Source organism: Homoserinibacter gongjuensis, from assembly GCF_030161875.1.
Lineage (GTDB): Bacteria > Actinomycetota > Actinomycetes > Actinomycetales > Microbacteriaceae > Homoserinibacter > Homoserinibacter gongjuensis.
In genome coordinates, this window is the sequence record NZ_BSVA01000001.1 from 1,662,225 (window position 1) to 1,687,611 (window position 25,387).

A 25,387-nucleotide genomic window follows, 5' to 3' on the forward strand; every position below is an offset into this window, starting at 1 on the left:
TGAAGCGCGTGGCCATCTCGTTGCGCAGCGTCATCCCGGTATGGGTCGCCGCTGTGCTCGGGGCGATCGCGGTGGGCATCTTCGCGCTCCCGGGCCTGCTGACCTGGATCCCCGTCGTCATGGCGGGGGCCGTGCTGCTGACCTTCGCGATCCAGCTGAGCCTGGCCCGCAAGGAGGGGCTCGTCGAGCGCATCACGGCGAGCCTCGGTGGCGCGCTCATCGTGCTCGTGGTCGCGACGGGGGTGCTCGTGGGGATCGGGCTGTCGACGTACACGACGATCGAGATCGCGTTCCCCCGCTGAGGTCAGCGACGCGCGGTAGCCCCGCGGTAGAGTGGGCAGCATGATGCTGGCGCTCGAGCTCTTCTTCATCGGTCTGCTCGGTCTTGCGACGCTCTCGATCGGCGCCGTCTCCGTCGTGGTGCTCGTGAACCTGTTCCGCGGCCAGCGCTGACGGTGTTCGAGCTCGACGTCGACCTTCCGGCCGAACTCGTTCCGCTCTCCTGGCTCATCGGCGTCTGGGAGGGGTCGGGCGTGATGGCCTACAAGGTCGGCGACGAGGTGCACGAACGCGAGTTCGGGCAGCGCATCGCCTTCAGCCACGACGGCACCCCCACCTGCAGTACTCGTGCACCGCGTGGCTGCTGTCCGCCGCGGATGCCGAAGCCGATTCTGCGGGCGAGGAACCGCATCCGCGTCACCTGTTCTCGGAGATCGGCTACTGGCGTCTCTCCCGCCCGCTGAGCGCGGGGGATGACGGCCCCGGCATGCTGCCCGCCACGGCCGAACCGGTGTTCCAGACCGCCGAGGCGGTCGAGACGCTGCGCAACGACGCCGGCGGCTTCGACATCGAGGTGCTGCTCGTGCAGCCGGGCGGCGTGAGCGAGCTCTACCTCGGCGCGATCACGGGGCCGCGCATCGACCTCGCGACGGATGCCGTGCTGCGTTCCGCGACGGCGAAGGAGTACGCGGCGGCGACGCGCATGTACGGGCTCGTCGACGACCACCTGCTGTGGGCCTGGGACATCGCGGCGCTCGGGCAGGACCTGCGCACCCACGCATCCGGGCGCCTGGGGCGGGTCGAATGACCACCCCTTCGCCGCACGCCGCGGCGCCGTGGGCGACCCGCCCGAGCATTACGGAGACCCGATCGGCGAGCAGCGGCCGCTGGCATCCGGCGACGCTGTCGTCGACCTCTCCGACCGCGACGTCGTGACGATCACCGGCCCGGACCGTCTGAGCTGGCTCGACTCGCTCACCTCGCAGGCGATCGCGACGCTCGCCCCCGGTACCTCCGCCGAGACGATGCTGCTCGACCCGACCGGCCGCATCGAGTACGTCGCGCGCGTGGTCGACGACGGCACCACGACCTGGCTGCTCATGGACGCGGGCACCGGCTCCGGGTTCGCGGCCTTCCTCGACCGCATGCGGTTCATGCTGCAGGTCGAGGTGGCTAACCGCTCGGCCGACTTCGCCACGATCGGCACCTTCGGCGATGCCCCCGCGGCGACCGCTGCACCGAACGGTGTGCCGCTCGTCTGGGTCGACCCCTGGGGGTCGTGCAGCCGGGTGGGTTCCAGTACGCCGCGGGTGAGCATCCGGCCGAGGGCTGGAGCTACCGCGAGGCGCTCGTCGAGACCTCACGCCTCGCCGAACTCGCGACGCTGCCGGCCGCGGGCACCCTCGCGCTCGAGGCCCTGCGCATCGCGGCCTGGCGTCCGCGCGCCGTCACCGAGCTCGACGAGCGCGCCATCCCCCACGAGTTCGACTGGCTGCGCTCGGCCGTGCACCTCGCGAAGGGCTGCTACCGCGGGCAGGAGACGGTGGCGAAGGTGCACAATCTCGGTCACCCGCCGCGCCGCCTCGTGCTGCTGCACCTCGACGGCAGCGACGCCGTGCTGCCGGATGCCGGTGCCGAGGTGCGCCTCGGACGCCCGGATGACGAGGGCGCGGTCGTCGGACGGGTCACCGCATCCGCGCGGCACCACGAGCTCGGCCCGATCGCGCTCGCGCTCGTGAAGCGCTCGGCCGACGTGGCATCCGAGCTCACGATCGACGCGGCCGGCGTACTCGTGCCTGCCGTGCAGCAGGTCATCGTGCCGCCGGGCGCCGGTGCCACCGCCGACGTGCCGCGTCTGCCGCGCCTCGGCGCCCGCTGAGCCCCTCACGTCGCGGGAGCGGGGCGACGGCGATCCACGGCACCGAGAGCTCCCCGAGACGCCACCGCCCGCGGCCGCCGAGCGGCGGCCGATCGAGCACGGGCCACCCCGCTTCCCGCACGGATGCCACCGCCGCCTGCCAGCGCTGCACCGGTCCGTAGACCCCGAGCGGCGCATGCGTCGCCCACGCCCGGTCGAGCTCGACGAGCAGCGCGTGCACGCGCTCGCCGGGCACGTTGCGGTGGATGAGCGCCTTCGGCAGGCGCTCGGCCACGATCGACGGCGCCTCGAGCTCGGCGAGGCGCAGCGAGATCGTGAAGGTGTGCGGGCCGTCGGCGTCGAGTGTCACCCAGCTCGCGACGCGCCCCAGCTCGGAGCAGGTGCCCTCCACGAGCTGCCCGCCGGGGGCGAGGCGTGCGCGCATCCGTGCCCAGGCATCCGCGACCTCGCTCTCGTCGTACTGCCGCAGCACGTTGAGCGCCCGGATGACGGCGGGGCGGCGCCCGTCGTCGGTCGGCACCTCGAAGCCGCCGAGCCGGAAGCTCACGCCCGGCCGCGCCGCGCGCGCGGCGATGCGCACCCGCTCCGGGTCGATCTCGATGCCGAGCACCTCGACATCCGGACGTACGCGCGCGAGGCGCTCGTGCAGCTCGTTGCTCGTCGTGGCGGAGGCCCCGTAGCCCAGGTCGACCACGAGCGGGTCGGCGGCCGACCGCAGCACCGGCAGCGCCGCGATCCACCGGTCCACCCGCCGCAGGCGGTTGACTCCCGTGGTGCCCCGGGTGATGCGTCCCTCGGGCTTGCCTGCTCTCCCCATCTCCTGCCAAACGCTACAGCGGTTGGTGGGGCGCGCCCGTGATGACTGCCGCCGGGGGCCAGACGCTACAGCGTTTTGCCGATGACCCACCTCGGTAGGCTGGATGCATGACGTCGACGCTCATCCTGCTCCGCCACGGCAACTCCGAATGGAACCAGAAGAACCTCTTCACCGGATGGGTCGACGTGCGGCTCTCGGAGCAGGGCGTCGCGGAGGCCAAGCGGGCGGGCGAGCTGCTCGCCGAGTCGGGACTGCACCCCGACATCCTCTACACGAGCGTGCTGACCCGCGCGATCCAGACCGCGAACCTCGCGCTCGACGTGGCCGACCGCGCGTGGATCCCGGTGAAGCGCAGCTGGCGCCTCAACGAGCGTCACTACGGCGCGCTCCAGGGTCTCGACAAGGCCGAGACGCTCGAGAAGTACGGCGAGCAGCAGTTCATGGAGTGGCGCCGCTCCTTCGACGTGCCGCCGCCGCCGCTCGCCGACGACGCCGAGTTCTCGCAGTTCGGCGACCCGCGCTACGCCGACGTGCCCGACGCCGAGTTCCCGCGCACCGAGAGCCTCAAGCTCGTGATCGACCGGATGCTGCCCTACTGGGAATCGGACATCACGAAGGATCTCGCGGCCGGCAAGACGGTGCTCGTCACCGCCCACGGCAACTCGCTGCGCGCCCTCGTGAAGCACCTCGACGGCATCTCCGACGACGACATCGCGGGGCTCAACATCCCCACCGGCATCCCGCTCGTCTACGAGCTCGACGACGACTTCCGCCCGACGGGCCCTCGCGCTACCTCGACCCGGATGCCGCCGCCGCGGGAGCCGCCGCGGTCGCCGCCCAGGGCAAGAAGTAACAACCACGTCTCTGCGCCGCGTGCCATAGTGGTGCCATGGACGGCGTCGGCAATGCCGTAGGCGCGTTCTTCCTCGTCACCGGTTCGTTGTGGCAGCTGCTTGCCGGCCTCATCGTGGTCGCGGCAGTCTACGTCGTCATCTCGATGACGCTGGGCTACGGTGTGAGCGCCTTGCGGGCATGGTTCCGCCGGCGACGCGCAGCTGCGCCGACCGCGCCCGAAGTCAACTCCGACCACTAGAAGGACCCACCAATGCTCGTCGCATTCTCGGTAGCCCCGACCAGTTCGAGCCCCGACGGCTCCGTGCACGACGCCGTCGCCGCGGCCGTGCAGATCGTGCGCGACTCGGGGCTGCCCAACCGCACGACCTCGATGTTCACCGAGCTCGAGGGGAGTGGGACGAGGTGATGGATGTCGTGAAGCGTGCGACGGAGGCTGTCACCGCGTACGGTTCGCGTGTCTCGCTCGTGCTGAAGGCCGACATCCGCCGCGGATACTCGGGCGAGCTCGACGGCAAGATCGAGCGGCTCGAGCGCGCAATCGACGAGGGTCACGGCAGCTAGCGAATCGGGGCGGAGAAACCGGCACGCGGCGGGGGATGTTGCTCCCGCCATATGCGGATAATGCCGCCCGGTTGCGCGGTTGCCCCCGCCGACGCGCTCCGCCGCGCGCACCTCCCCTAAGCCTGCGCGTCGAGGAAGCCCGCCACCGCTCGGGCCGACCGCACGGGGCTGTTGAGCCACGGCGCATGGCCACCCGGTACGACCGTCACCTCGACGTACGGGATCGTCGCGAGCCCGGCGTCGCCGACCTCGGGGTCGAGGAAGACGTCGTCTTCGCCGAACAGGGCGAATACGGGTGCGGTCACGCCCGCGAGCTCCTCGGGCGCGAGCTGCAGTTCGCGCCGCCCCAGCCCGCGGTAGTACTGCGGTGCCGTCGCGCGGAACTCGGGCCGCAGCGAGGCGTACCAGCCGACATCGACGAGCTCGCGCGGCCACCCGCCCACGGCGCCGGGACCGAGCGTCATCGCGCTGTTGCGCTCGTACCGCTCGCGGCTCACGGGGCGCGTGAGCATGCTCGCGAAACCGGGCAGCGCGAGCATCCGCATCCCGAACGGCGTCGACGTGCCCGGCAGCGCGACGCCCGGCGCGCCGAGCACCGTGAGACTCGCGACGCGCTCGGGGCGGGCGAGGGCGTAGTACAGGCCGAACTGGGCGCCCATCGAGTGGCCGACCAGGTGTGCGCGCTCGAGGCCCGCGTCGTCGAGCACGGCGTCGAGCCAGGGGAGCGAGGCGTCGCGGATGCCGGTGCGCGGAATCGTGGTGGCATCCGAGAGTCCGTGGCCGGGCCAGTCGGGCGCGATCACGCGGCGTCCGCCGAACGCGGGGATGAGCGGCACAGCGGCCGCCGTGACGGCCGCCATGCCGTGCAGCAGCACGACGGGAACGCGCTCGTCGCCCGCGAGCTCGATGACGTGCAGCCGCATCCCGGCGCCGGGCATCTCGACCATGCGGTCGTCGGCGCGCTCGAGCGCGTACTCCGCGAGCAGCCGGGCCTCCGCGTCGCGGTAGGCGCTCGGGATGTCGGCCGGCTGTGGGGTCACGGTGCCAGCGTATGGCCATCGACGCGGATGCCGTGGCGGGGAAACGACCATCGACGCCGATGCCGTGGCGGGGAAAACGACCGCGCGGCGGGAGGCGTTTCTCCCGCCGACGGGTCACGGCTCCAGCCGCGCCAGGAGAGGTCGGAGGGTGCGGGCTCAGGCCCAGTCGCCGGTCGCGAGGTATTGCACCTTCTTGGCGATCGAGACGGCGTGGTCGGCGAAGCGCTCGTGGTAGCGGGAGGCGAGGGTCGCGTCGACGGTGTCGACCGTCTCGCCCTTCCACGTCTCGCCGAGCACCTTGTCGAACACGGCGAGGTGCAGCGCGTCGACCTTGTCGTCCTCGTTGCGGATGTGTTCGGCGATGTCGGTGTCCTGGGTGCGCAGCAGCTCGGTCAGGTTGCGTGCGATCTCGACGTCGAGCGCACCCATCTCGCGGAACGTCGAGCGCAGCCCCTTCGGCACGACCTTCTCGGGGAAGCGGTAGCGCGCGAGCTGTGCGATGTGCTCGGCCATGTCGCCCATCCGCTCGAGGGAGGCCGAGATGCGCAGGGCGCTCACGACGATGCGTAGATCGCGTGCGACCGGCTGCTGGCGGGCGAGGATCGTGATCGCCAGCTCGTCGAGCTCGGCGGCGAGCACGTCGATCCTGCGGTCGTTCTCGATGACGCCCTCGGCGAGCGTCACATCCGACTCGTTGAAGGCGCGCGTGGCGTCGTCGATCGAGTCGGCCACGAGGGTCGCGATCTCGACGAGACGCTCCTGCACCTCGTGCAGCTCCTGCTGGAACACCTCGCGCATAGCTCGTCCTTTCGCCGGACCGGGTCCGGTGTCTCCGCGGCAGCGTTGTCATCACGCCGACCGCCCTGCCACGGTCTCCCGGGAAGGTTAACGCGCGGTGGCCGGATGATGAACGACCCGCGAAGGGTTGCCGAGACCTCCCGCGTTCGCCGGTCGCCGGGGTGGGTCCGCCCTAATCTAGTCGCATGGACGCCGCCTGGCTCGTGCCCGCCGCCCTCGGCTTCGGGCTCGCCGTCGGCATCGGCGGATCCGCCGCCGTCGTGGTCGCCCATTCACGCGGACAACGCGCCGCCGCCGTCGTGACGCCGACCGTTCCCGACGGGGTCGAGCAGGTCGTCGACGCCCTCGACAACGCCGGCATCGTGCTCGACTCCTCGAACAACGTCGTGAGCTTCTCACCGGCCGCGGTCACCCTCGGGCTCGTGTGGAACGGCGCCCTCGTGCACCCCGAGCTCGTGGCGCTCGTGGATCGCGTGCGCACCGCAGGCGAACCGGCGGGGGAGGAGCTCGAGCTGCCGCGCGGCCCCTTCGGTGAGGCCCGGCTGCAACTCGCCGTGCGTGCCGCCCCGATCGGCAGCCGCTTCGTGCTCGTGCTCGTCGACGACCGCACGGAGGCGCATCGCCTCGAGGAGGTGCGGCGTGACTTCGTGGCCAACATCTCGCACGAGCTGAAGACCCCGATCGGCGCGATCGGGCTGCTCGCCGAGGCGATCGGGTCGGCGGCCGACGACCCGGATGATGTGCGCCGTTTCGCCACGCGGCTCACGATCGAGTCGGAGCGGTTGCGCTCCTCACCCAGGAGATCATCGAGCTGAGCCGCCTGCAATCGGCGGACGCCCTCGAGAACGCCGAGCGGGTCAGCGTCGACAGCGTGATCGCCCGCGCCGTCGACGCCAACCGCGTCGCCGCCGAATCGCACCGCATCACGCTCGTCGCGCAGACCGATCCGGATGCCGTGGCGTGGGGCGACGAGTCGATGCTCGTCACCGCTGTGCACAACCTCATCGCCAACGCGATCCAGTACTCGCCCGACGGCACGCGGGTCGGTATCGGTGCTCTGCACCGCGACGGCGCGATCGAGATCGCGGTCACCGACCAGGGGGTCGGCATCCCCGAATCCGAGCGCGAGCGCGTCTTCGAGCGCTTCTTCCGGCTCGACAACGCCCGCAGCCGCCAGACCGGAGGGACCGGGCTCGGTCTCGCGATCGTCAAGCACGTCGTGCAGAACCACGGCGGCGAGGTGCGCGTCTGGTCGCAGCAGGGTCACGGGTCGACCTTCACCATCCGCCTCCCCCAGGCCCCAGAGGCCGCCGCCGTTCCGAGTCGTGGAGCCCGCACGTGACCCGCATCCTCATCGTCGAAGACGAGCCCTCTCTCGCCGAGCCGCTCGCGTTCCTGCTCGAGCGGGAGGGTTACGAGACCGCGATCGCGAGCGATGGCCGGGCCGCGCTCACCGCGTTCGACGCGCACGGCGCCGATCTCGTGCTGCTCGATCTCATGCTGCCGGGACTCCCCGGAACGGAGGTGTGCCGCGAGTTGCGTGCCCGCTCGAGTGTGCCGATCATCATGCTCACCGCGAAGGACTCCGAGGTCGACATCGTGGTCGGCCTCGAGCTCGGCGCCGACGACTACGTCACGAAGCCGTACTCGAGTCGCGAACTGCTCGCGCGCATCCGGGCCGTGCTGCGGCGGCGTATCGAGGCGAGCGACGAGCTCGAGGAGGTCGTGCTCGAGGCGGGGCCCGTGCGCATGGACATCGAGCGTCACGCGGTGTCGGTCGACGGCGCGGAGGTCGCCATGCCGCTCAAGGAATTCGAGCTGCTCGAGTACCTGCTGCGCAACGCGGGCCGCGTGCTCACCCGCGGGCAGCTCATCGATCGCGTGTGGGGGTCCGACTACTTCGGCGACACCAAGACGCTCGACGTGCACATCAAGCGCCTTCGCGCGAAGATCGAGCCGGATCCCTCGGCTCCCGTGCACCTCGTGACGGTGCGCGGACTCGGCTACCGCTTCGAGAACTGAGCGGGCCGCCGAGCGCGGTGCGTCGCGCGGGGCGTCAGCCCTCGGTGGACGCGTCGGGCTCGGTCGAGGCGGTCTCCACCGGGGTCGGTGTGGGGGTCGGGGTCGGCAGCACCTCGTCGTACTCGGGCAGGGTCGCGTCGAGCACCGGGATGCGCAGCGCCTTCTGACCGTCGTCGATGTGCACGACCGCCTCGAGCAGACCGCCCGCGGGCTCCCCGAGCGGCTGCAGGGTGACCTGATCGTCGACGCCGAAGTTCGTGCGCCCGTTCGCGTCGGCGGTCAGCGAGACCTCCTGATAGGCGCCGTCTGCCTTCCACTGCACCGTGAAGTCGATGTCCGACCCGGTGAGGTTCACGGCCGTGCCCATGAGGTTGCCGAGCTCGCCGTCTTCGGTCAGCACGACCACGTTGCGCAGCTGAAGGTCGCCGAGGGTGATGTTCACGCCGTTGCTCGGGTGGTACGGCCGAGACGTCTCGACGTGCATCCACATGGTGCAGCCGGACAGGCCGAGGGCGAGCGCCCCACTCAGGGCGATGGCGGCCACGGCACGTGCTCTCACGGGTTCCTCCAGGTGTCGATGACAGACCCTCCTAGCCTAGCGGCAGTGGCGCGGAGCGGATGCGGCGACCCCGGCCGGGGGCCTGTCTCCGTGATAGAATGGGGGGTCTGCGGAAGGAATAACTCCATGCTCTTCGAGGTCGGCGAAACCGTCGTTTACCCCCATCACGGTGCGGCAACCATCATCGAGGTGAAGGACAGGGTCATCAAGGGTGAGACCAAGAAGTACCTGAAGCTCAACGTCACGCAGGGCGACCTCGTCATCGAGGTGCCCGCCGAGAACGTCGACCTCGTCGGCGTGCGCGACGTCATCGGCAAGGAAGGCCTCGACAAGGTCTTCGAGGTGCTTCGCGCTCCCTTCACCGAGGAGCCCACCAACTGGAGCCGCCGCTACAAGGCGAACCTCGAGAAGCTCGCCTCGGGCGACGTCATCAAGGTCTCCGAGGTCGTGCGCGACCTGTGGCGCCGTGACCAGGACCGTGGCCTGTCGGCCGGTGAGAAGCGGATGCTCGCGAAGGCCCGCCAGATCCTCATCTCGGAGCTCGCGCTCGCCGAGAAGACCGACGAGGAGAAGGCCTCCACCGTGCTCGACGAGGTGCTCGCCTCCTAGGGGCGCACCGAGCAGCACTCAGCTGGTTGAGGAGCGGCGAAGCCGCGTCTCGAAACCGGCGCCCTCGGCATAAGCTCGAGCCATGGATGACCCGCGCCTTGCGATCGTCGTTGTCGCGGCGGGTAGCGGCACGCGGCTGGGCCACGAGACGCCGAAGGCGTTCGTCGAGCTGCGCGGCCGCACGATCCTGGAGCACGCCCTGCACGGGGTGTTCGGGGCGACGCATGCCGCTCAGGTGATCGTCGTCGCGCCCGCACACCTCGTGCCACAGGCCCGCGGCATCGCGGAGCGCGCAGCAGGACCGGCATCCGCATACGTCACCGTCGTCGCCGGGGAGAGACGCGGCAGGCCTCCGTGGCGGCGGGGCTCGCAGCGCTCGCCGACGGGGTCGAGGCGGTGCTCGTGCACGACGCGGCGCGTGCCCTCGCACCGAGCGCGCTCATCGATCGCGTGGCATCCGCGGTCCTGGCGGGAGGCAGCGATGGAGTCATCCCCGTGCTGCCCGTCGTCGACACCATCAAGCGTGTCGACGGCGAGCGGGTGGTGGGTGCTGTCGATCGCAGCGACCTCGTACATGTGCAGACCCCGCAGGGTTTCCCGCGGGCCGAGTTGCTCGCGGCCTACGCCGCGGCGACCGACGACCACACGGATGATGCCGCGCTCTACGCGGCGGCGGGCCACGGCGTGGTGACCGTGCCGGGCGAACCGCGGGCCTTCAAGATCACGACCGCGTGGGACCTCGGCAGGGCGGCACGCATGCTGGATGCCGGTACGGGCGTGCGCACCGGGGTCGGGATCGACGTGCATCGCTACGACGACACGGTTCCGATGTGGCTCGGCGGCGTGTACTTCCCTGACGAGCCGGGACTCGCCGGGCACTCCGACGGCGACGCCGTCATCCATGCCATGTGCGACGCCCTGCTCTCGGCGGCGGGCCTCGGCGACATCGGCTCGCGCTTCGGTTCGGCGGCTCCCGAGTTCGCCGGAGCCGCGAGCGAGGTGTTCCTGCGCGAGACGCTCGCACTCGTGCAGGGCGCAGGCTTCCGGGTGGGCAACGTCTCCGTGCAGGTGATCGCGGCGCATCCGCGGCTCGCGCCCCGCCGCATGGAGCTCGAGGCCCATCTGGGCGCGCTCCTCGGAGCCCCCGTCAGCGTGGCCGCCACGACATCCGATGGCCTCGGGTTCACCGGCGAGGGCGACGGTCTCGTCGCGGTCGCGACGGCGCTCGTCACGCGCTGAGCGATCGCCGCCGCAGCACCACGACCACGATCGCGCCGATGAGGCCCAGAACGGCGAGCGCCACGATGAGCATCGTCGCCCACAGCGGCCAGCTCTGCGCGAAGGCACGGCAGTCGCCGTCCACCGTCGCGGTCAGCGTGATCGGGTCGAGCACCTCGTTCGGCTCATAGGTGCCGAAGGCGGCGGAGCCGTCCGCAGTCAGCACAGCGGGGATCTCGGTGACCGTGAGAACGTCGCCGTCCTGGCTGCGCTCGGCGGCCGCGAGGTCGAGCTCGGCGAACGCGACGCTCTTCTCGTCGACCGCGTCGCCCGCCTGCGTCGTGCCATGCACGTCGAGCCGAAGTACTCCCCGGTCGCCCTCGAGCACGAGGCGTGGGTTCTCGACCGTCGTGTCGAGCACGCCCCCGTGGCCCGTGAAGCGCACGGCGCCGCTGAACTCCACGACGAGGGCGCCATCCCCCTCGCCTCCCCTGCCGCCGCTCCACGTGAAGAGGGGGTGGCGTAGCTCGCGTCGCCCGAGGTGGTCCACTCGCCCTGGGCGATCGCGCCGTCGATGTAGGCCCGGAAGCTCTCCTTGAACCCCCACACGAGCTCGGCATCCGACACCGTGCATCCGGCCTCGTCCGCGGTCGTCGCTGCGGTCGCGGGCGTTGACGGCACGACGACGCCGCCGAGTACGCACAGCGCAGCCAGCACCGCGGCGACCCGGGCGAGGCGTCGGCGGGCGTGGACGGACGCGTGGGGCACGACGATTCTCCGGTGCTGGGGATGAAGGGATTCGTGGCAAGGTGACGGGCGACGCGACGGGCGCCGGAAGCACACCAGGTAAGGCTGACCTTAGCGACCCGAATTCCGGATGTCGAACCCCGCGGTGCAACCACCGTCGCCGGCAGAGTGCGATGGCACAGTGAGACGGCACAGTGAGACGGCGAGGCGCGCCGGTAAACTCACCGGGTGACGATCCGTGTGTACGACAGCCGCGCGCAGGCGCTGCGCGACTTCGAGCCCCTGCAGCCGGGCCGTGTCGGCATGTACGTGTGCGGTCCGACCGTGCAGTCGTCGCCGCACGTCGGCCACCTGCGTTCGGCGCTCGCCTATGACCTGTGGCGGCGTTGGTTCGCGCACTCCGGCTACGACGTGACCTTCGTGCGCAACGTCACCGACATCGACGACAAGGTGCTCGCGAACGCGAGCGAGCACGAGGAGTGGTGGGCCGTCGCCTACCGCGTCGAGCTCGAGTTCACCGAGGCGTACCGCACGATCGGCATCCTGCCTCCCACCTACGAGCCCCGCGCCACCGCGAGCATCCCGCAGATGCAGGAACTCATCAGCCGCCTCATCGAGCGCGGCCACGCGTACGTCGCTGACGACGGCTCAGGCGATGTGTACTTCGACGTGCGTACCTGGCCGAGCTACGGCGAGCTCACGCGGCAGAAGCTCGACGACATGGCCGAATCGCCGGATGCCGCCACGCGCGGCAAGCGCGACCCGCGCGACTTCGCGCTCTGGAAGGGCACCAAGCCCACCGAGCCGGAGTCGGCATCCTGGGCCTCCCCGTGGGGTGCCGGGCGCCCCGGATGGCACATCGAGTGCTCGGCGATGTCGCGCCGCTACCTGGGGGCCGAGTTCGACATCCACGGTGGCGGACTCGACCTGCGCTTTCCGCACCACGAGAACGAACTCGCCCAGTCGACGGCTCTCGGCGACGGCTTCGCGCGGTACTGGGTGCACAACGGCATCGTGATGGTCGAGGGCCAGAAGATGTCGAAGTCGCTCGGCAACTCGATCTACGCCTCGGAGTTCCTCGCCCTCGCGGCGCCCGTGGTCGTGCGGTACTACCTCGCGAGCGCGCACTACCGCTCGACGATCGACTATCACCCGGGTGCGCTCGAGGAGGCCGAGGCGGCGCTCGATCGCGTCGCCGGCTTCCTCGAACGCTCCGCACGTGTGCTCGAGGACGCCCAGGTGGCCGGGCCGGGAGACGGGCGCGTGCCCGACGCCTTCACGGCGGCGATGAACGACGACCTCGGCGTGCCCGAGGCGCTCGGCGTGCTGCACGAGACGGTGCGGGCCGGGAACAGCTCCTTGGATGCCGGCGACACCGCCCAGGTCGCCGTGTTGCGTGAGCGCGTGCGGGCGATGGCCGGGGTGCTCGGCGTCGATCCCACCTCGCCCGAGTGGGCGCACGAGGGCTCGCACGCCGTCGAGGCCGCTCTCGCATCGCTCGTCGAGAAGCTGCTCGCCGACCGAGCCGCCGCGCGCGCTGCCAAGGACTGGGCGGCATCCGACCGCATCCGTGATGAACTCGCCGCAGTGGGCATCACGATCGACGACACACCCGCGGGCTCTCGCTGGAGCCTCGCGTGATGACACACCGACAGGGGAGCTGCTGATGGCCAAGCCGGGACGCCCGGGGGCGCGCAAGACCAAGAAGGGTGCCACATCCGGCACCGGCGGCCACGGGCGCAAGGCGCTCGAGGGCAAGGGCCCGACCCCGAAGGCCGAGGACCGCAGCTGGCACGTCGCCGGCAAGCGCAAGGCCGCGAACGAGCGCCTCGAGGCGGCGCGGTCACGCCACGGCAAAGGTGGGGATGCGGTGGCCAAGCGGCCGGGCCGCCCGCGGAAGTCGGAGGATGCCGAACTCGTCACCGGGCGCAACTCCGTCGTCGAGGCGTTGCGGGCGCGCATCCCGGCGACGACGCTGTACGTCGCCGCCCGCGCCGACATGGACGACCGCATGAAGGAGGCGCTGTCCCTCGCGACGAAGCGCAACATCCCCGTGCTCGAGGTGATGCGCCCGGAGCTCGATCGCATGACGGGACCGGATGCCGTGCATCAGGGCGTCGCGCTCAAGGTGCCCGCCTATGAGTACGCGCACCCCATGGACCTGCTCGAGCGGGCCGTGGATTCCGGCAGCACGCCGCTGCTGGTGGCGCTCGACGGCGTGACCGACCCCCGCAACCTCGGGGCGATCGTGCGCTCGGCGGCCGCGTTCGGCGCCCAGGGCGTGATCGTGCCGCAGCGCCGGTCGGTGGGCATGACGGCATCCGCGTGGAAGACCTCCGCGGGCGCGGCGGCGCGCGTGCCCGTCGCGATGGCGGCGAACCTCACGCAGGCGCTCACCGCCTTGAAGAAGCAGGGCGTCTTCGTACTCGGCCTCGACGGCGGAGGCGACACCCCGCTGCCCGGGATCTCGTTCGCCGACCGGCCGATCGTGATCGTCGTGGGCAGCGAGGGCAAGGGCCTCTCGCGACTCGTGACCGAGACGTGCGACGCGATCGTGTCGATCCCGATCTCGGCCGACACCGAGTCGCTCAACGCCGGCATCGCCGTGTCGGTCGCGCTCTACGAGGTCGCGAAGCTGCGCTCGGCCTGACCCTTAGGGTCGGGCGTCAGCCCTCGTCGAGGTACCGGCGGATCGCCTCCGCCGCCGTCGCGTGGTCGACGACATCGGGCTCGCCTGAGGTCGTGATGGTGCCGACGACCTCGCCGTTCACGCGCAGCGGGATCGACCCGCCGTGCGCGCGCAGCAGCTCGTGGTCGACATCCGTGCGTGCCTCGAAGGGCGTGCCGGCCTCTTCGTGGCGGCGGCGCACCAGCAGCGACGGCTCGCCGAACCGTTCGGCGACGGCCGCCTTGCCCGCGAGCCACGGGTCGTTGCCGGGGCCGGACGCGCCGAGCTTCGCCTGGAAGACCACGTCGCCCCGCAGTACGATGCGAACCGCGAGGTCGAGCCCGCGCTCGTCGATCACCTCGAGAGCCGCGAGGCCGAGGCCCACGGCGTCGTCGTTGTCGAACGCGGGAACGTCGAACACCGGCTCACGTTCGAGGTCGGCCACGGTGTACTCCGGGAGCTCGCTCATCAGACCTTGTCTCTCCAATCCTCTTCGCCGTCGTCGACGACCGCGACCGGAAGCGTGATGGCCGAGGTCTGCGGACCCACGACGGTCACCTCATCACGACGGTGCCGCAGCACGGTGTCGACGTAGGAGGTGAGTGCCTCGGCGAGCGGCACGTTGCGCTTCTGCTCCTGCGAGAGGTACCAGCGGTGGTCGAGCAGCTGGTGGAACACCTCGGCCGGCTCGAGCTTGCCGCGCAGCTCACGCGGGATCGAGCGCACGACCGGCTCGAACACCGACACGAGCCACTCGTGAGCCACCATCTCCTCGTCCTCGTCCGACTTGCCGCGCATGGCGCGATAGGAGTCGAGGTCGTTGAGCAGGCGGCGGGCCTGGTTCTCGCCGGCGTCGAGCCCGGTGAGCCGCAGCAGGCGCCGCGAGTGGTGACCCGCGTCGACGACCTTGGGCTGGATCCGCACCTGGGTTCCGCCATCGGCCGTGCGGATCGACATCTCCTCGATGTCGAATCCGAGCTCGTTGAGGCGCTCCACCCGCTCGCGGATGCGCCACCGCTCCGACTGCGGGAAGGTCTCGGATGCGGTCAACTCGCGCCACAGTGAGCGGTACGCCGCGACGATGCCGTCGGCGATCTCGACGGGGTCGACGGCCTCGTCGAGGCGGCCGCCGGACTGCAGGTCGAGCAGCTCGCCCGCGATGTTGATGCGCGCGACCTCGAGGTCGTTCTCGCGCTGTCCGTTGGAGAGCCCGCCCTCGTAGAGCTTTCCCGTCTCGGCGTCGACGAGGTACGCGGCGAACGCTCCCGCATCCCGGCGGAAGAGCGTGTTGGAGAGCGACACGTCGCCCCAGTAGAAGCCCACGAGGTGCAGGCGCGCCAATAGCAGCGCGAGGGCGTCGACGAGGCGCGTCGCGGTGTCGGGCCGCAGGGCCTGCGAGTAGAGCGCGCGGTAGGGCAGTGAGAACTTGAGATGGCGGGTGACGAGCGCGGGCGCGAGCTCCTCGCCGTCGTCCGCGACGCGGCCCGTGACGACCGCGACGGGTTCGACGCACGGCACCTCGAGGCGCTGCAGGGTGCGCAGCAGCTCGTACTCGCGGCGGGCGAGCTCGGCGGTCGTCTCCTTCACGGCGACGATGTAGCCCTCGAGGTGCACGAAACGCACGAGGTGGCGCGAGATGCCCTTCGGCAGCGCGGCGATGGTCTCATCCGGCCAGATCTCCAGCGGCAGATCCCACGGCAGATCGAGCAGCGCCGGGTCGGGCACGGCGGAGGTGATCGAGAGGCTGGAGCTCACGTCTCGAGCCTAGGGTGCAAACGCTGCAGCGGTACGCCTGGTGCGGCAGTGATGACAGGCGCGGGCGGCGAAGAGCTACAGCGTTTGGCAGAGAAAACGGCGGAGGCCGCACCCGAGATGGGCGCGGCCTCCGGTGACGGGGATGCGGTTCAGGCCGTGGCGCCCGCGGCGATCGCGGCGGCGTTGAGGCGCTCGCCCGACTCGACGTCGAACGCGTGCACGTGCTTCGGAACCGGGGTCACGACGACCGTCTCGCCCGCCTCGGGGTGGTTGCGGCCGTCGACGCGCGCGATGATGTCGACGCGGTGACCGTCGAGCTCCGTGTGGCCGTACAGGTAGCCGTCGGCGCCGAGCTCCTCGACGACGTCGACCTCGACCGACAGGCCCTCGCCCGAGCTCGCGATCGCGACATCCTCGGGGCGCACGCCCACGATGACCTTGCCGTTCTTGGCGTGCGCGAGCACCTCGCGCTCGATCGGCGTGGTCGAGGTGCCGAACTTCACGCCACCGTCGACGACATCCGCCTGGAACAGGTTCATAGCGGGCGAGCCGATGAAGCCGGCGACGAACACGTTGCTGGGCTTCTCGTAGAGGTCACGCGGCGAGCCGACCTGCTGCAGCACGCCGTCCTTGAGCACCGCGATGCGGTCACCCATGGTGAGGGCCTCGGTCTGGTCGTGGGTCACGTAGACCGTGGTGACGCCGAGGCGGCGCTGCAGCGAGGCGATCTGGGTGCGGGTCTGCACGCGCAGCTTCGCGTCGAGGTTCGACAGCGGCTCGTCCATGAGGAACACCTGCGGCTGACGCACGATGGCGCGGCCCATGGCGACGCGCTGACGCTGACCACCCGAGAGGGCCTTCGGCTTGCGGCCGAGGTAGGGCTCGAGGTCGAGCAGCTTGGCGGCCTCGAGCACGCGCGCGGCGCGCTCCTCCTTGCCGACGCCGGCGATCTTGAGCGCGAAGCCCATGTTCTCGGCGACCGTCATGTGCGGGTAGAGGGCATAGTTCTGGAAGACCATCGCGATGTCGCGGTCCTTCGGCGGCACGTCGGTGACGTCGCGGTCGCCGATCAGGATGCGGCCGTCGTTGACCTCTTCGAGGCCGGCGAGCATGCGGAGGGTCGTGGACTTGCCGCAGCCCGAGGGGCCGACGAGCACGAGGAACTCGCCGTCTTCGACCTGGAGGTCGATCGCGTCGACCGCGGGGCGGGTCGAACCGGGATAGATGCGGGTGGCCTTGTCGAAAGTGACGGATGCCATGGTGATTCGTTCTCCTTCACCGGCAGGTACGTGCCGGACGATCCGTAGTGAATGGAAAGACCGCCGGCGTCGGTGCCGACGATCCCGGCAAGTATGACACAGCAACGCAGTGCCGCCGTGCCCGGGTCGCGTGGAGGTTCAGGATGCGTGCGGGCGGCTCCCAGATTGGCTCCCTAGCATCGCAGGGCGGCCCGCCCGATTGGCGCCGTGCCGCGTGCGCGTCGTATTCTCTCGAACGCGCTCCATACCCGAGGACGAGGATCGATGACGTACGGCGAGCCCGATCGCGCGGAGCCCGGCAGCAGTGACGCCCGGGCCGCGGCGAAAGAGCGCGCCCGCGAACTGCGTGCCCTGCACCGCAAGCAGGAGCGTCGCCGTCGACTCATCGTGCAGCTGAGCGTGCTGGGTGGGGCGCTCGTCGTCATCGGCATCGTCGCGGTGACCCTCATCAGCATGAACCAGTCGCCCGAGCGCGGTCCGCTCAACATGGCGAGCGACGGCATCAAGATCGGCACCGACCTCACGGCCGTGCGCACCGGTGGCCTGGCCCCGAGCTCGACCCCGGTGCCATCGGAGGTCAATCCGGTCGATGTCGTCGAGATCCGCATCTACGTCGACTACCTCTGTGCCAACTGCGGCACCTTCGACCGCAAGAACTCGGAGCAGTTGCGCACCTGGGTGAGCTCGGGCGCCGCGACCCTGGAGATCCACCCGATCGCGCTGCTCACCACGAAGTCGGCGGGAGGCTCGCAGTACTCCTTGCGTGCCGCCAACGCGGCCGCCTGCGTGGCCGAGTACTCGCCCGACAGCTTCTTCGACTTCCACGAGGCGCTCTTCCGCGATCAGCCGGAGGAGGGCTCGGAGGGGCTCACCGACGAGCAGCTCGTGCAGCGTGCGAGCAAGGCGGGCGTCACCAACCTCTCCAAGGTCGCGACGTGCATCGAGAAGCGGCGGTTCACGAGCTGGGTGCAGCAGGCCACCGTGCGCGCGCTCAACGGCCCCATCCCCGACGCCGACATCGAGGCGATCACGACGGCGCCCACGATCATCGTCAACGGCAAGAGGTTCCAGTACACGAAGGAGTTCGACGCCAAGGAGCTCGCGCAGTTCGTGACCGAGGTGCAGGGCGACGAGTACACGGCCACTCCCGAGCCGACGCCGCCGCCCACACCGAGCGCGACGCCGACGCCGGTAGGCTGATGCGCGGCGCCGCCGCGGCGCACGCCTCCTTAGCTCAGTCGGCCAGAGCATCGCTCTTGTAAAGCGAGGGTCGTCGGTTCGAATCCGACAGGAGGCTCAGAGACCGAAACGGGGGTCGATGTCACACGACCATGCACTGCGTCCCTTCGTGACGAGCATCGCGGTCACCGTCGCCGTGGTCGTCGGCGGGTTCATCGCGCTGCAGGCCCGCATCAACGGCGAGCTCGCGCTCGAACTGCACGACGGGATCGTCACGGCCCTCATCTCGTTCGGCACCGGAACGGTCGTGCTCGGCCTCGCACTGCTCGTCTGGTCGCCGGGGCGACGGGGCATCGTGCGCATCCGGGATGCGGTGCGCGAGCGCCGGATGACGGTGTGGTTCCTGTTCGGGGGCGTCGCCGGCGCGCTCATGGTGGTGTCGCAGGGGGTGACCGCCCCGATCGTCGGGGTGGCGCTGTTCACGGTCGCGCTCGTCGGCGGTCAGACGGTCGGATCGCTCATCCTCGACCGCCGCGGGGTCGGCACGATGCCGGCGAAGCCGCTGACGCTCACGCGGATGCTGGGCGCGCTGCTCGCGGTCGCTGCGGTCGCGTGGGCGGTGTCCGACCGCCTGCAGACCGGGGTGCCGTGGTGGCTGCTCGTGCTGCCCTTCGTGGCCGGGGCCGGCACCTCGTGGCAGCAGGCCGTCAACGGGCAGCTGCGCGGCGCATCCGGCTCGGTGCTGAGCGCGAGCTTCGTGAGCTTCCTCGCCGGAACCGCCGTGCTGGCCATCGCGAGTTGGATCGACCTCGCGAGCACGGGCGCCCGCCTCGAGTTTCCGGCGGAGCCCTGGCTGTACGCCGGGGGCGTCATCGGCATCGTCTTCATCGCGAGCGCGGCGGCGATCGTCCCGCTCACGGGAGTGCTGCTGTTCGGGCTCGCGACGATCGTCGGTCAGCTGGGCGCCGCTGTGCTGCTCGACCTGTTGCTGCCGGTGGCCGATGCGGGCCTCGACCTCGCGACGGTGGGCGGCGCCGTGTTCGCGGTGCTGGCGCTCGCGGTGGCGGCATTCCGACGCCCCGGGCGCCGGGCGCGCGTCACAGACTCGACAGGTGCTTCTTCGCGTTGATCGGTGCGCGCCGCCCGCTCTTCTTGGCGGGCCTGGCCCCCACGTAGAGCCAGCCCAGCAGCCGCTCCTCGGGGGCGAGCCCGTGGGCGCGGTGCACGGCATCCGCGCGCGTGTAGTGCCCCGAACGCCACATGACGCCCCAGCCTGCCTCGTCGAGCAGCAGGCTCAGCGCGTGAGCGACACCGGATGCCACGGCCTCCTGCTCCCAGTCGGGCACCTTGGCGCTCGGCTGGGGCGACACGACGACGGCGAGCAGCAACGGCGCGCGCAACGGCTTGCGGGCGAGCTTCTCGGCGTCCGATCCGGATGCACCGCTCGCCTCCGCGATCGCCCGTCCGACGCGCTCGCGCGCCTCGCCCCTGATCGCGATCACCCGCCACGGCCGCAACGCGGCGTGATCGGCGACGGTGCCCGCCACCTCGATCGCGCGACGCAACTGCTTGTCGCTCGGCGCATCATCGCCGACGGAGGAGTGAGACCGCCGCCGCAGCATCGCCCCGGCAACGGCCCTCTCTCGGGCACCGTCAGCTCTCGGCCGACTCGCTCTGCGTGGCCTCCTCGGGCACGGCCTGGAAGCCGAGCGAGAGCGAGTTCATGCAGTAGCGCAGTCCCGTGGGCGTGCCGAACCCGTCGTCGAAGACGTGTCCCAGGTGCCCGCCGCAGGTGGCGCAGCGCACCTCGGTGCGCACCATGCCGAGCGAGGTGTCCTCGAGCAGCTGAACGGCATCCGGGTTGACCGAATCGTAGAAGCTCGGCCAGCCGCAGCCCGAATCGAACTTCGTGCCGCTCTTGAACAGCTCGGCGCCGCACGCCGCACAGGTGTAGAGGCCCGCGCGGTGCTCGTCGAGCAGCTCACCCGTCCAGGCGCGCTCGGTGCCCGCCTGCCGCAGCACGCGGAAGCGGTCTTCGCCGAGCTCCTCGCGCCACTGCTCATCCGTCTTGGTGACCTTGTACCCCATCGCGTTCCCTTCCTCGTCCATCGTAGGAGCCGGTCTCGGGCTCCGCTTGATGCAACGTCGCGGGACGACATCGAGTTCCCGCATGATGGGCGGCATGGCTGAATCGACCCGCGAGTGGTACCTGCGGGCCGCGCGCGAGCTCGCGGCGACCTCGTCGCGTCAGGTGGAGTGGTGTCGCGGGGTGGCCGACGACCCCCGCATGATCGGGTTGCTCGAGTCGGTGCCGCGCGCCGCCCGGCAGCCCTCTCTGCTGTTCGCGGTCGCCGCGTACCTCGGGGTTCCGGCAGCGCCGTATCCGGCGTGGGCGGATGCCGTGCTCGCCCGCGCGGACGCGGTCGCCGCCGAACTGCCGCGGCGACGCGTACAGACCAACGAGCCCGCCCGCAGCGTGCCGCTCGCGGTCGCCCTCGCGCGCATCCCCGGGCCGATCGCCCTCATCGAGCTCGGTGCCTCGGCGGGTCTGTGCCTGCTGGCGGATCGTTACGGGTACCGGTTCCGCAGTTCCGAGGCAGAGGCGGTGCGGCTCGGCGACGGCACCCCCGTGCTCGAGGCGGAACTCGACGCGTGCCTCGTGCCGTCCGCGCTGCCCGACATCCGCTGGCGGTGCGGCATCGACCTCGCGCCCCTCGATCCCACCGACGCCGACGCGCGACGCTGGCTCGAGGCGTCGCTGCCTCCCGACCGCCCGGAGCGGCTCGCACGCCTGCGCGCGGCCCTCGCCCGGGCCTCCCGCGGCACCCCGCGCGTAATGACGGGCGACGCGCTCGACGCGCTCCCGGCGCTCGCGGCCGAGGCGCCGCGCGGGACGAGTCTCGTGGTCGCCTCGCTCGGCACGGCCGTCTACCTGCCGCCGGCCGATCGCGAACGGCTCCTGGCCGGCATCCGGGCGGTGGGCGCTCGCGCGGTGACCTTCGAGGCGCGTTCCGCGGTGCCGGAGGTGCGCGCACGCTGGGACGCGCTCGCGGCCGAGGGGCGTGCGGATGCCGATGCGAGCTTCGTGCTCGCGATCGACGGGGAGCCGATCGCGAGCGGCAGCGCGCACGGCGACCGTCTCGTCTGCGTGCGCCCCGCGGGTCGCACCGGCACAGACGAGTTCCGCTCGTAGGCTGACCCCGACACGGCCTGTCGGCCGTCGTCGACGCGGTCGAGAGGTGGTGCGCATGGCGACGAGCAGCGGCGCGGCACGCCTCGACCCCGACGCCTCCGCCGGGGGCCTCGACGCCTTCTCGGTGCGCCTGCTCGCCTTCGAGGACGCCTGGTCGGGGCGCACGGGAGCCAAGGCCTCGGCGATCCGCGCAGAATTCGGTGTGGCGCCCGCACGCTACTATCAGCTTCTGTCGGCCATACTCGATTCGCCGACAGCGCTGCGCCACGATCCGCTCCTGGTGCGTCGCTTGCAGCGGATGCGGGATTCCCGCGCCGCAGCCCGTGCCGCCCGCACCTTCCGCATCGACACCCAGGACCCGATCGACTAGATGGCCAGCTTCCCCCGCGACCGCTTCGACGACATCCCCCACGACGTCGACCGGGTGGGCGCACACCGTGCGCCGCGCAAGCCCGGGAGGGGATGGATCGCGTTCGCCTGGGCCGTCGTCGCGACGGCCGTGCTCGTGGTGGTGGGGCTGTTCGGGCTCTCGCTCGTGAACCCCGACTTCGAGCTGCCGTTCGCGCCGGGCCAGACCGAATCGCCGACGCCGAGCGAGACGGTCGTCGAGACCGCCGCGCCCATCACCGATCCGACGACGGTCGACCCGGAACGCCTGGCGACGCTCTCGATCGCGGTGCTGAACGGAACCCCGACGACCGGACTCGCGAATACGGCCGGCGACCAGATCGCGGCGGCCGGCTGGCCCGACCCGAGCCGCGCGGCCGCCTCGGCCACCAACGAAGAGGTCACCTACGTCTACTACTCGGATCCCGCCGACGAGGGGATCGCGCGCGGCCTCCTGCAGCTCATGGGCGCCGGAGACGTGCGTCTCTCGGATGCCTTCCCGGCAGCGAGCATCACGATCGTGCTCGGGAGCGACTACGCACCGCCGCCCGCGGGCTGATCGACCCCGGAGCTGCGCACGGCAGAGACGGCCGATGACGCGCCGCCGCCGCTGCCCCGCCGCCGGGGTGGCCCGGCCTAGCATGACCCCATGCGACTGAGCGTGCGTCGATTCCTCGCGGTCGCAACCCTCGGGGCCCTCGCGCTCGTGGCGAGCGGATGCGCTCCGGCCGAGCCGATGCCGACGCCCACGCCGACCCCGAGTTACACCTCCAGCTACGAGACGCCCGCCCCCGTCGTCTACGCGCCGCTCACCGGAGTCCCGACCGAGGACCCCGCGAGCCTCGCGCACTCCTCGCTCGCCGCGAAGATCGACAACCACTGGGACGCGCGACCGCAGGTGGGCCTCGAGCACACCGACCTGGTCTTCGAGGAGCTCGTGGAGGGCGGCCTCACCCGCTACGTCGCGATCTGGCACTCGAACGTGCCGGCCGAGATCGGCCCGGTGCGCTCGATTCGTCCCATGGACCCCGACATCATCTCGCCCTTCGGCGGCATCGTGGCCTACTCCGGTGGGCAGTACCGCTTCGTCGAGCTCATGCGGTCGACCAACGTGTACAACGCGATCCACGGGCAGCGTGACACCGCGGATGTCATGTACCGCACCAAGACCAAGGCGGCACCGCACAACGTGCTCGTCAAGGCGCCCGAGCTGATCGCCATGCATCCCGACATCGCGGCGCCCGCGCAGCAATACGCCTACGCCGCGGATGTCGCCGGGTCGACGGGTGCGCGCGAGGGCACACCCGTCGCGGGCGTCGATCTGGTGTTCGGCAGCTCGGCACATCCGTCGTGGCGCTGGGACGCCGCATCGTCGCGGTGGCTGCGCTTCCAGGATGCGGCGGTCGATCTCGACTCGGCGGGTGGCCAGCTCTCGGCCGCCAACGTCGTGGTCGTGCGGGTCGGTGTCTCCAACGACGGCGGCGTGCCGAAGACCGAGCTCGTGGGCGGGGGAGAGGCCTGGGTGCTCTCGGGCGGCGGGATGGTGCACGCGACGTGGTCGAAGGCCGATCGACTCGCCCCGATCCGGCTCGTGGACGACACCGGAGCGGTGATCCGCCTCGCGCCCGGCAACAGCTGGTTCGAGCTCGTGCCGAACTCGGGCTCCGTCACGCAGCTGCCCGCCGCCTGAGGCTGCCCGTCGGCTTGCACTCCCCGAGGTCGAGTGCCAGACTGATCTCTGGCACTCCTCATCTGCGAGTGCCAGTTCACTGTGGATCACGTCCGGGAGGGACGACACTAACCCATGGCTAAGATCATCGCTTTTGACGAGGACGCCCGCCGCGGTCTCGAGCGCGGCCTCAACACCCTGGCCGACGCCGTGAAGGTCACACTCGGACCTCGCGGCCGCAACGTCGTACTCGAGAAGAAGTGGGGCGCCCCCACCATCACGAACGACGGTGTCTCCATCGCCAAGGAGATCGAGCTCGACGACCCGTACGAGAAGATCGGCGCGGAGCTCGTCAAGGAGGTCGCGAAGAAGACCGACGACGTCGCCGGTGACGGCACCACGACCTCGGTCGTGCTCGCCCAGGCGCTCGTGCGCGAGGGCCTGCGCAACGTCGCGGCCGGCGCCGACCCCATCAGCCTCAAGCGCGGCATCGAGAAGGCCGTTCAGGCCGTCGAGACCGAGCTGCGCGCCAACGCCAAGGAGGTCGAGACCAAGGAGGAGTACGCGGCCACCGCATCCATCTCCGCGGCCGACCCCGAGATCGGCGCGCTCATCGCCGAGGCCATCGACAAGGTGGGCAAGGAGGGCGTCGTCACCGTCGAGGAGTCGAACACCTTCGGCACCACGCTCGAGCTCACCGAGGGCATGCGCTTCGACAAGGGCTACCTGTCGGCGTACTTCGTGACCGACCCGGAGCGTCAGGAGGCGGTCTTCGAAGACCCGTACATCCTGATCGTCAACGGCAAGATCTCGAACATCAAGGACCTGCTGCCGATCGTCGACAAGGTGATCCAGGCCGGCAAGCAGCTGCTCATCATCGCCGAGGACGTCGACGGCGAGGCTCTGGCCACGCTCGTCGTGAACAAGATCCGCGGCATCTTCAAGTCGGTGGCCGTCAAGGCCCCCGGCTTCGGCGACCGCCGCAAGGCTCAGCTGCAGGACATCGCGATCCTCACGGGCGGCCAGGTCATCTCGGAGGAGGTCGGTCTCAAGCTCGAGAACGCCACCCTCGACCTGCTCGGCCAGGCTCGCAAGGTCATCGTCACCAAGGACGAGACCACGATCGTCGAGGGCGCCGGTTCGGCCGACGCCATCGCCGGCCGCGTCAAGCAGCTGCGCCAGGAGATCGACAACACCGACTCCGACTACGACCGCGAGAAGCTCCAGGAGCGCCTCGCCAAGCTCGCGGGCGGCGTCGCCGTCATCAAGGCGGGCGCGGCCACCGAGGTCGAGCTCAAGGAGCGCAAGCACCGCATCGAGGACGCGATCCGCAACGCGAAGGCGGCCGGCGAGGAGGGCATCGTCTCCGGTGGTGGCGTCGCGCTCATCCAGGCGGGCAAGACCGCGTTCGAGAAGCTCTCGCTGGACGGCGACGAGGCGACCGGGGCGAACATCGTCAAGGTCGCGATCGACGCGCCGCTCAAGCAGATCGCGCTCAACGCGGGCCTCGAGCCGGGCGTCGTGGTCGACAAGGTGCGCAACCTGCCCGTCGGCCAGGGCCTCAACGCGGCCACCGGCGAGTACGTCGACATGCTCGCCTCGGGCATCAGCGACCCGGTGAAGGTGACCCGTTCGGCGCTGCTGAACGCGGCCTCGATCGCCGGTCTGTTCCTCACCACCGAGGCCGTCGTGGCCGACAAGCCCGAGAAGAACCCGGCCCCGGCCGGTGGCGACATGGGCGGTGGAATGGACTTTTGACCTGAAGGGTGAAGGTTTCGGAGAAACGTTCACCCGAAAGGTCAAGGTTGAGGAGCGCCGCGCGAAGCGCGACGCGTCTCGAAACCCACGCCGATACGACAAAGCGGGCGGCTCCCACAAGGAGTCGCCCGCTTT

General features: G+C 70.9%; 25 protein-coding genes, 1 tRNA gene and 6 pseudogenes. 21 read left to right on the forward strand and 11 right to left on the reverse strand.

Annotated elements, in window-relative coordinates; translation table 11 throughout:
• Positions 1-8: 8 nt before the first annotated feature.
• The 3 genes and pseudogenes from QQK29_RS08955 to ygfZ all read left to right on the forward strand — a co-directional run bounded on the left by QQK29_RS08955 (position 9) and on the right by ygfZ (position 2,158).
• The gene (locus QQK29_RS08955) at positions 9-302 is read left to right on the forward strand and encodes a hypothetical protein (protein WP_284299624.1); all 294 of its coding nucleotides are present in this window, start codon (positions 9-11) and stop codon (positions 300-302) included.
• Positions 303-455: 153 nt separating this feature from the next.
• A pseudogene (locus tag QQK29_RS08960) lies at positions 456-1,087 on the forward strand (nitrobindin family protein).
• Positions 1,088-1,115: 28 nt separating this feature from the next.
• Positions 1,116-2,158 (forward strand): annotated as a pseudogene (gene ygfZ, locus QQK29_RS08965) (CAF17-like 4Fe-4S cluster assembly/insertion protein YgfZ).
• On the opposite strand, the gene QQK29_RS08970 reads toward ygfZ, so the two are convergent.
• The gene (locus tag QQK29_RS08970; RefSeq protein ID WP_284299626.1) at positions 2,091-2,975 is read right to left on the reverse strand and encodes a class I SAM-dependent methyltransferase; all 885 of its coding nucleotides are present in this window, start codon (positions 2,973-2,975) and stop codon (positions 2,091-2,093) included. The pseudogene ygfZ and the gene QQK29_RS08970 overlap by 68 nt on opposite strands.
• Positions 2,976-3,082: 107 nt before the next feature.
• Here QQK29_RS08970 and QQK29_RS08975 point away from each other — a divergent pair.
• The 3 genes and pseudogenes from QQK29_RS08975 to QQK29_RS08985 all read left to right on the forward strand — a co-directional run bounded on the left by QQK29_RS08975 (position 3,083) and on the right by QQK29_RS08985 (position 4,391).
• A pseudogene (locus QQK29_RS08975) lies at positions 3,083-3,828 on the forward strand (phosphoglyceromutase).
• Between the two features lie 36 nt (positions 3,829-3,864).
• Positions 3,865-4,068 carry a hypothetical protein gene (locus QQK29_RS08980; RefSeq protein WP_284299628.1) on the forward strand — a complete coding sequence of 68 codons (204 nt, stop codon included), beginning with the start codon at positions 3,865-3,867 and terminating at the stop codon, positions 4,066-4,068.
• A 12-nt stretch (positions 4,069-4,080) separates the two neighbouring features.
• Positions 4,081-4,391 (forward strand): annotated as a pseudogene (locus tag QQK29_RS08985) (thiamine-binding protein).
• 116 nt (positions 4,392-4,507) lie between these two features.
• On the opposite strand, the gene QQK29_RS08990 reads toward QQK29_RS08985, so the two are convergent.
• Together QQK29_RS08990 and phoU are read right to left on the reverse strand one after the other, a co-directional pair.
• Entirely contained in the window at positions 4,508-5,431 is a 924-nt protein-coding gene (locus tag QQK29_RS08990) for an alpha/beta fold hydrolase (RefSeq protein WP_284299630.1), read from the reverse strand.
• A 156-nt stretch (positions 5,432-5,587) separates the two neighbouring features.
• Positions 5,588-6,229, reverse strand: coding sequence for a phosphate signaling complex protein PhoU (phoU, locus tag QQK29_RS08995; protein ID WP_284299632.1), 642 nt, complete (start codon positions 6,227-6,229; stop codon positions 5,588-5,590).
• Between the two features lie 185 nt (positions 6,230-6,414).
• Here phoU and QQK29_RS09000 point away from each other — a divergent pair, with 185 nt between their 5' ends.
• From QQK29_RS09000 to QQK29_RS09010, 3 genes are read left to right on the forward strand one after another with little or no spacing between them, the layout of a single operon-like run.
• Entirely contained in the window at positions 6,415-7,044 is a 630-nt protein-coding gene (locus QQK29_RS09000) for a histidine kinase dimerization/phospho-acceptor domain-containing protein (RefSeq protein WP_284299634.1), read from the forward strand.
• A 56-nt stretch (positions 7,045-7,100) separates the two neighbouring features.
• The gene (locus QQK29_RS09005) at positions 7,101-7,571 is read left to right on the forward strand and encodes a sensor histidine kinase (RefSeq protein ID WP_284299636.1); all 471 of its coding nucleotides are present in this window, start codon (positions 7,101-7,103) and stop codon (positions 7,569-7,571) included.
• Positions 7,568-8,251: a response regulator transcription factor gene (locus QQK29_RS09010; protein ID WP_284299638.1), complete on the forward strand. Its 684-nt coding sequence runs from the start codon at positions 7,568-7,570 to the stop codon at positions 8,249-8,251. Before QQK29_RS09005 ends, QQK29_RS09010 begins: the two co-directional genes overlap by 4 nt.
• 34 nt (positions 8,252-8,285) lie before the next feature.
• Here QQK29_RS09010 and QQK29_RS09015 read toward each other — a convergent pair whose 3' ends face one another.
• Positions 8,286-8,810, reverse strand: coding sequence for a hypothetical protein (locus QQK29_RS09015; protein ID WP_284299640.1), 525 nt, complete (start codon positions 8,808-8,810; stop codon positions 8,286-8,288).
• Between the two features lie 126 nt (positions 8,811-8,936).
• Here QQK29_RS09015 and QQK29_RS09020 point away from each other — a divergent pair, with 126 nt between their 5' ends.
• Together QQK29_RS09020 and ispD are read left to right on the forward strand one after the other, a co-directional pair.
• Positions 8,937-9,419: a CarD family transcriptional regulator gene (locus tag QQK29_RS09020; RefSeq protein ID WP_284299642.1), complete on the forward strand. Its 483-nt coding sequence runs from the start codon at positions 8,937-8,939 to the stop codon at positions 9,417-9,419.
• Positions 9,420-9,501: 82 nt separating this feature from the next.
• Positions 9,502-10,658 (forward strand): annotated as a pseudogene (ispD, locus tag QQK29_RS09025) (2-C-methyl-D-erythritol 4-phosphate cytidylyltransferase).
• On the opposite strand, the gene QQK29_RS09030 reads toward ispD, so the two are convergent.
• Together QQK29_RS09030 and QQK29_RS18640 are read right to left on the reverse strand one after the other, a co-directional pair.
• Positions 10,648-11,271: an HtaA domain-containing protein gene (locus QQK29_RS09030; RefSeq protein WP_284299644.1), complete on the reverse strand. Its 624-nt coding sequence runs from the start codon at positions 11,269-11,271 to the stop codon at positions 10,648-10,650. The pseudogene ispD and the gene QQK29_RS09030 overlap by 11 nt on opposite strands.
• Positions 11,169-11,480, reverse strand: a pseudogene (locus QQK29_RS18640) (HtaA domain-containing protein); the annotation flags it as partial. The pseudogene QQK29_RS18640 and the gene QQK29_RS09030, both read right to left, overlap by 103 nt.
• 132 nt (positions 11,481-11,612) lie before the next feature.
• Between QQK29_RS18640 and cysS the strand changes: the two are divergent.
• A complete protein-coding gene (gene cysS, locus QQK29_RS09035; RefSeq protein ID WP_284299646.1) occupies positions 11,613-13,025 on the forward strand; it encodes a cysteine--tRNA ligase in 1,413 nt (470 codons plus the stop codon).
• Between the two features lie 25 nt (positions 13,026-13,050).
• Positions 13,051-14,034 carry a 23S rRNA (guanosine(2251)-2'-O)-methyltransferase RlmB gene (gene rlmB / locus QQK29_RS09040; protein ID WP_284299648.1) on the forward strand — a complete coding sequence of 328 codons (984 nt, stop codon included), beginning with the start codon at positions 13,051-13,053 and terminating at the stop codon, positions 14,032-14,034.
• Positions 14,035-14,050: 16 nt separating this feature from the next.
• Here rlmB and QQK29_RS09045 read toward each other — a convergent pair whose 3' ends face one another.
• The 3 genes from QQK29_RS09045 to QQK29_RS09055 form a co-directional block, all read right to left on the reverse strand.
• A complete protein-coding gene (locus QQK29_RS09045; protein ID WP_284299649.1) occupies positions 14,051-14,521 on the reverse strand; it encodes a heme-degrading domain-containing protein in 471 nt (156 codons plus the stop codon).
• Positions 14,521-15,807, reverse strand: coding sequence for a DUF4032 domain-containing protein (locus QQK29_RS09050; protein WP_284299651.1), 1,287 nt, complete (start codon positions 15,805-15,807; stop codon positions 14,521-14,523). The genes QQK29_RS09045 and QQK29_RS09050 overlap by 1 nt, the downstream gene beginning before the upstream one ends.
• 149 nt (positions 15,808-15,956) lie before the next feature.
• A complete protein-coding gene (locus QQK29_RS09055) occupies positions 15,957-17,066 on the reverse strand; it encodes an ABC transporter ATP-binding protein (RefSeq protein WP_284299653.1) in 1,110 nt (369 codons plus the stop codon).
• Between the two features lie 264 nt (positions 17,067-17,330).
• Between QQK29_RS09055 and QQK29_RS09060 the strand changes: the two genes are divergently transcribed.
• The 3 genes from QQK29_RS09060 (at position 17,331) to QQK29_RS09070 (ending at position 19,374) form a co-directional block, all read left to right on the forward strand.
• The gene (locus QQK29_RS09060) at positions 17,331-18,266 is read left to right on the forward strand and encodes a DsbA family protein (RefSeq protein ID WP_284299655.1); all 936 of its coding nucleotides are present in this window, start codon (positions 17,331-17,333) and stop codon (positions 18,264-18,266) included.
• 23 nt (positions 18,267-18,289) lie between these two features.
• Positions 18,290-18,363 (forward strand) — tRNA-Thr (locus QQK29_RS09065).
• A 21-nt stretch (positions 18,364-18,384) separates the two neighbouring features.
• Positions 18,385-19,374, forward strand: a complete 990-nt coding sequence (locus QQK29_RS09070) for a DMT family transporter (RefSeq protein WP_284299657.1) — start codon at positions 18,385-18,387, stop codon at positions 19,372-19,374.
• Here the strand turns inward: QQK29_RS09070 and QQK29_RS09075 are convergent.
• Together QQK29_RS09075 and msrB are read right to left on the reverse strand one after the other, a co-directional pair.
• Positions 19,343-19,867 carry a nitroreductase family protein gene (locus QQK29_RS09075; RefSeq protein WP_284299659.1) on the reverse strand — a complete coding sequence of 175 codons (525 nt, stop codon included), beginning with the start codon at positions 19,865-19,867 and terminating at the stop codon, positions 19,343-19,345. The genes QQK29_RS09070 and QQK29_RS09075 overlap by 32 nt on opposite strands.
• 31 nt (positions 19,868-19,898) lie before the next feature.
• Positions 19,899-20,333 (reverse strand): peptide-methionine (R)-S-oxide reductase MsrB, encoded by a 435-nt coding sequence (gene msrB / locus QQK29_RS09080; RefSeq protein WP_284301935.1) that lies wholly within the window; start codon positions 20,331-20,333, stop codon positions 19,899-19,901.
• Between the two features lie 94 nt (positions 20,334-20,427).
• On the opposite strand from msrB, the gene QQK29_RS09085 reads away from it, so the two are divergent.
• From QQK29_RS09085 to groL, 5 genes are all read left to right on the forward strand, one after another.
• On the forward strand, positions 20,428-21,438 hold the full coding sequence (locus tag QQK29_RS09085; protein ID WP_284299661.1) for a DUF2332 family protein: 1,011 nt from the start codon (positions 20,428-20,430) through the stop codon (positions 21,436-21,438).
• Positions 21,439-21,493: 55 nt separating this feature from the next.
• The gene (locus QQK29_RS09090; protein WP_284299662.1) at positions 21,494-21,808 is read left to right on the forward strand and encodes a DUF3263 domain-containing protein; all 315 of its coding nucleotides are present in this window, start codon (positions 21,494-21,496) and stop codon (positions 21,806-21,808) included.
• Positions 21,809-22,384, forward strand: coding sequence for a LytR C-terminal domain-containing protein (locus QQK29_RS09095; RefSeq protein ID WP_284299664.1), 576 nt, complete (start codon positions 21,809-21,811; stop codon positions 22,382-22,384). It begins immediately after the preceding gene.
• 90 nt (positions 22,385-22,474) lie between these two features.
• Entirely contained in the window at positions 22,475-23,515 is a 1,041-nt protein-coding gene (locus QQK29_RS09100; protein WP_284299666.1) for a DUF3048 domain-containing protein, read from the forward strand.
• A gap of 114 nt (positions 23,516-23,629) precedes the next feature.
• Positions 23,630-25,252, forward strand: coding sequence for a chaperonin GroEL (groL, locus tag QQK29_RS09105; RefSeq protein ID WP_284299667.1), 1,623 nt, complete (start codon positions 23,630-23,632; stop codon positions 25,250-25,252).
• Positions 25,253-25,387: the final 135 nt, after the last annotated feature.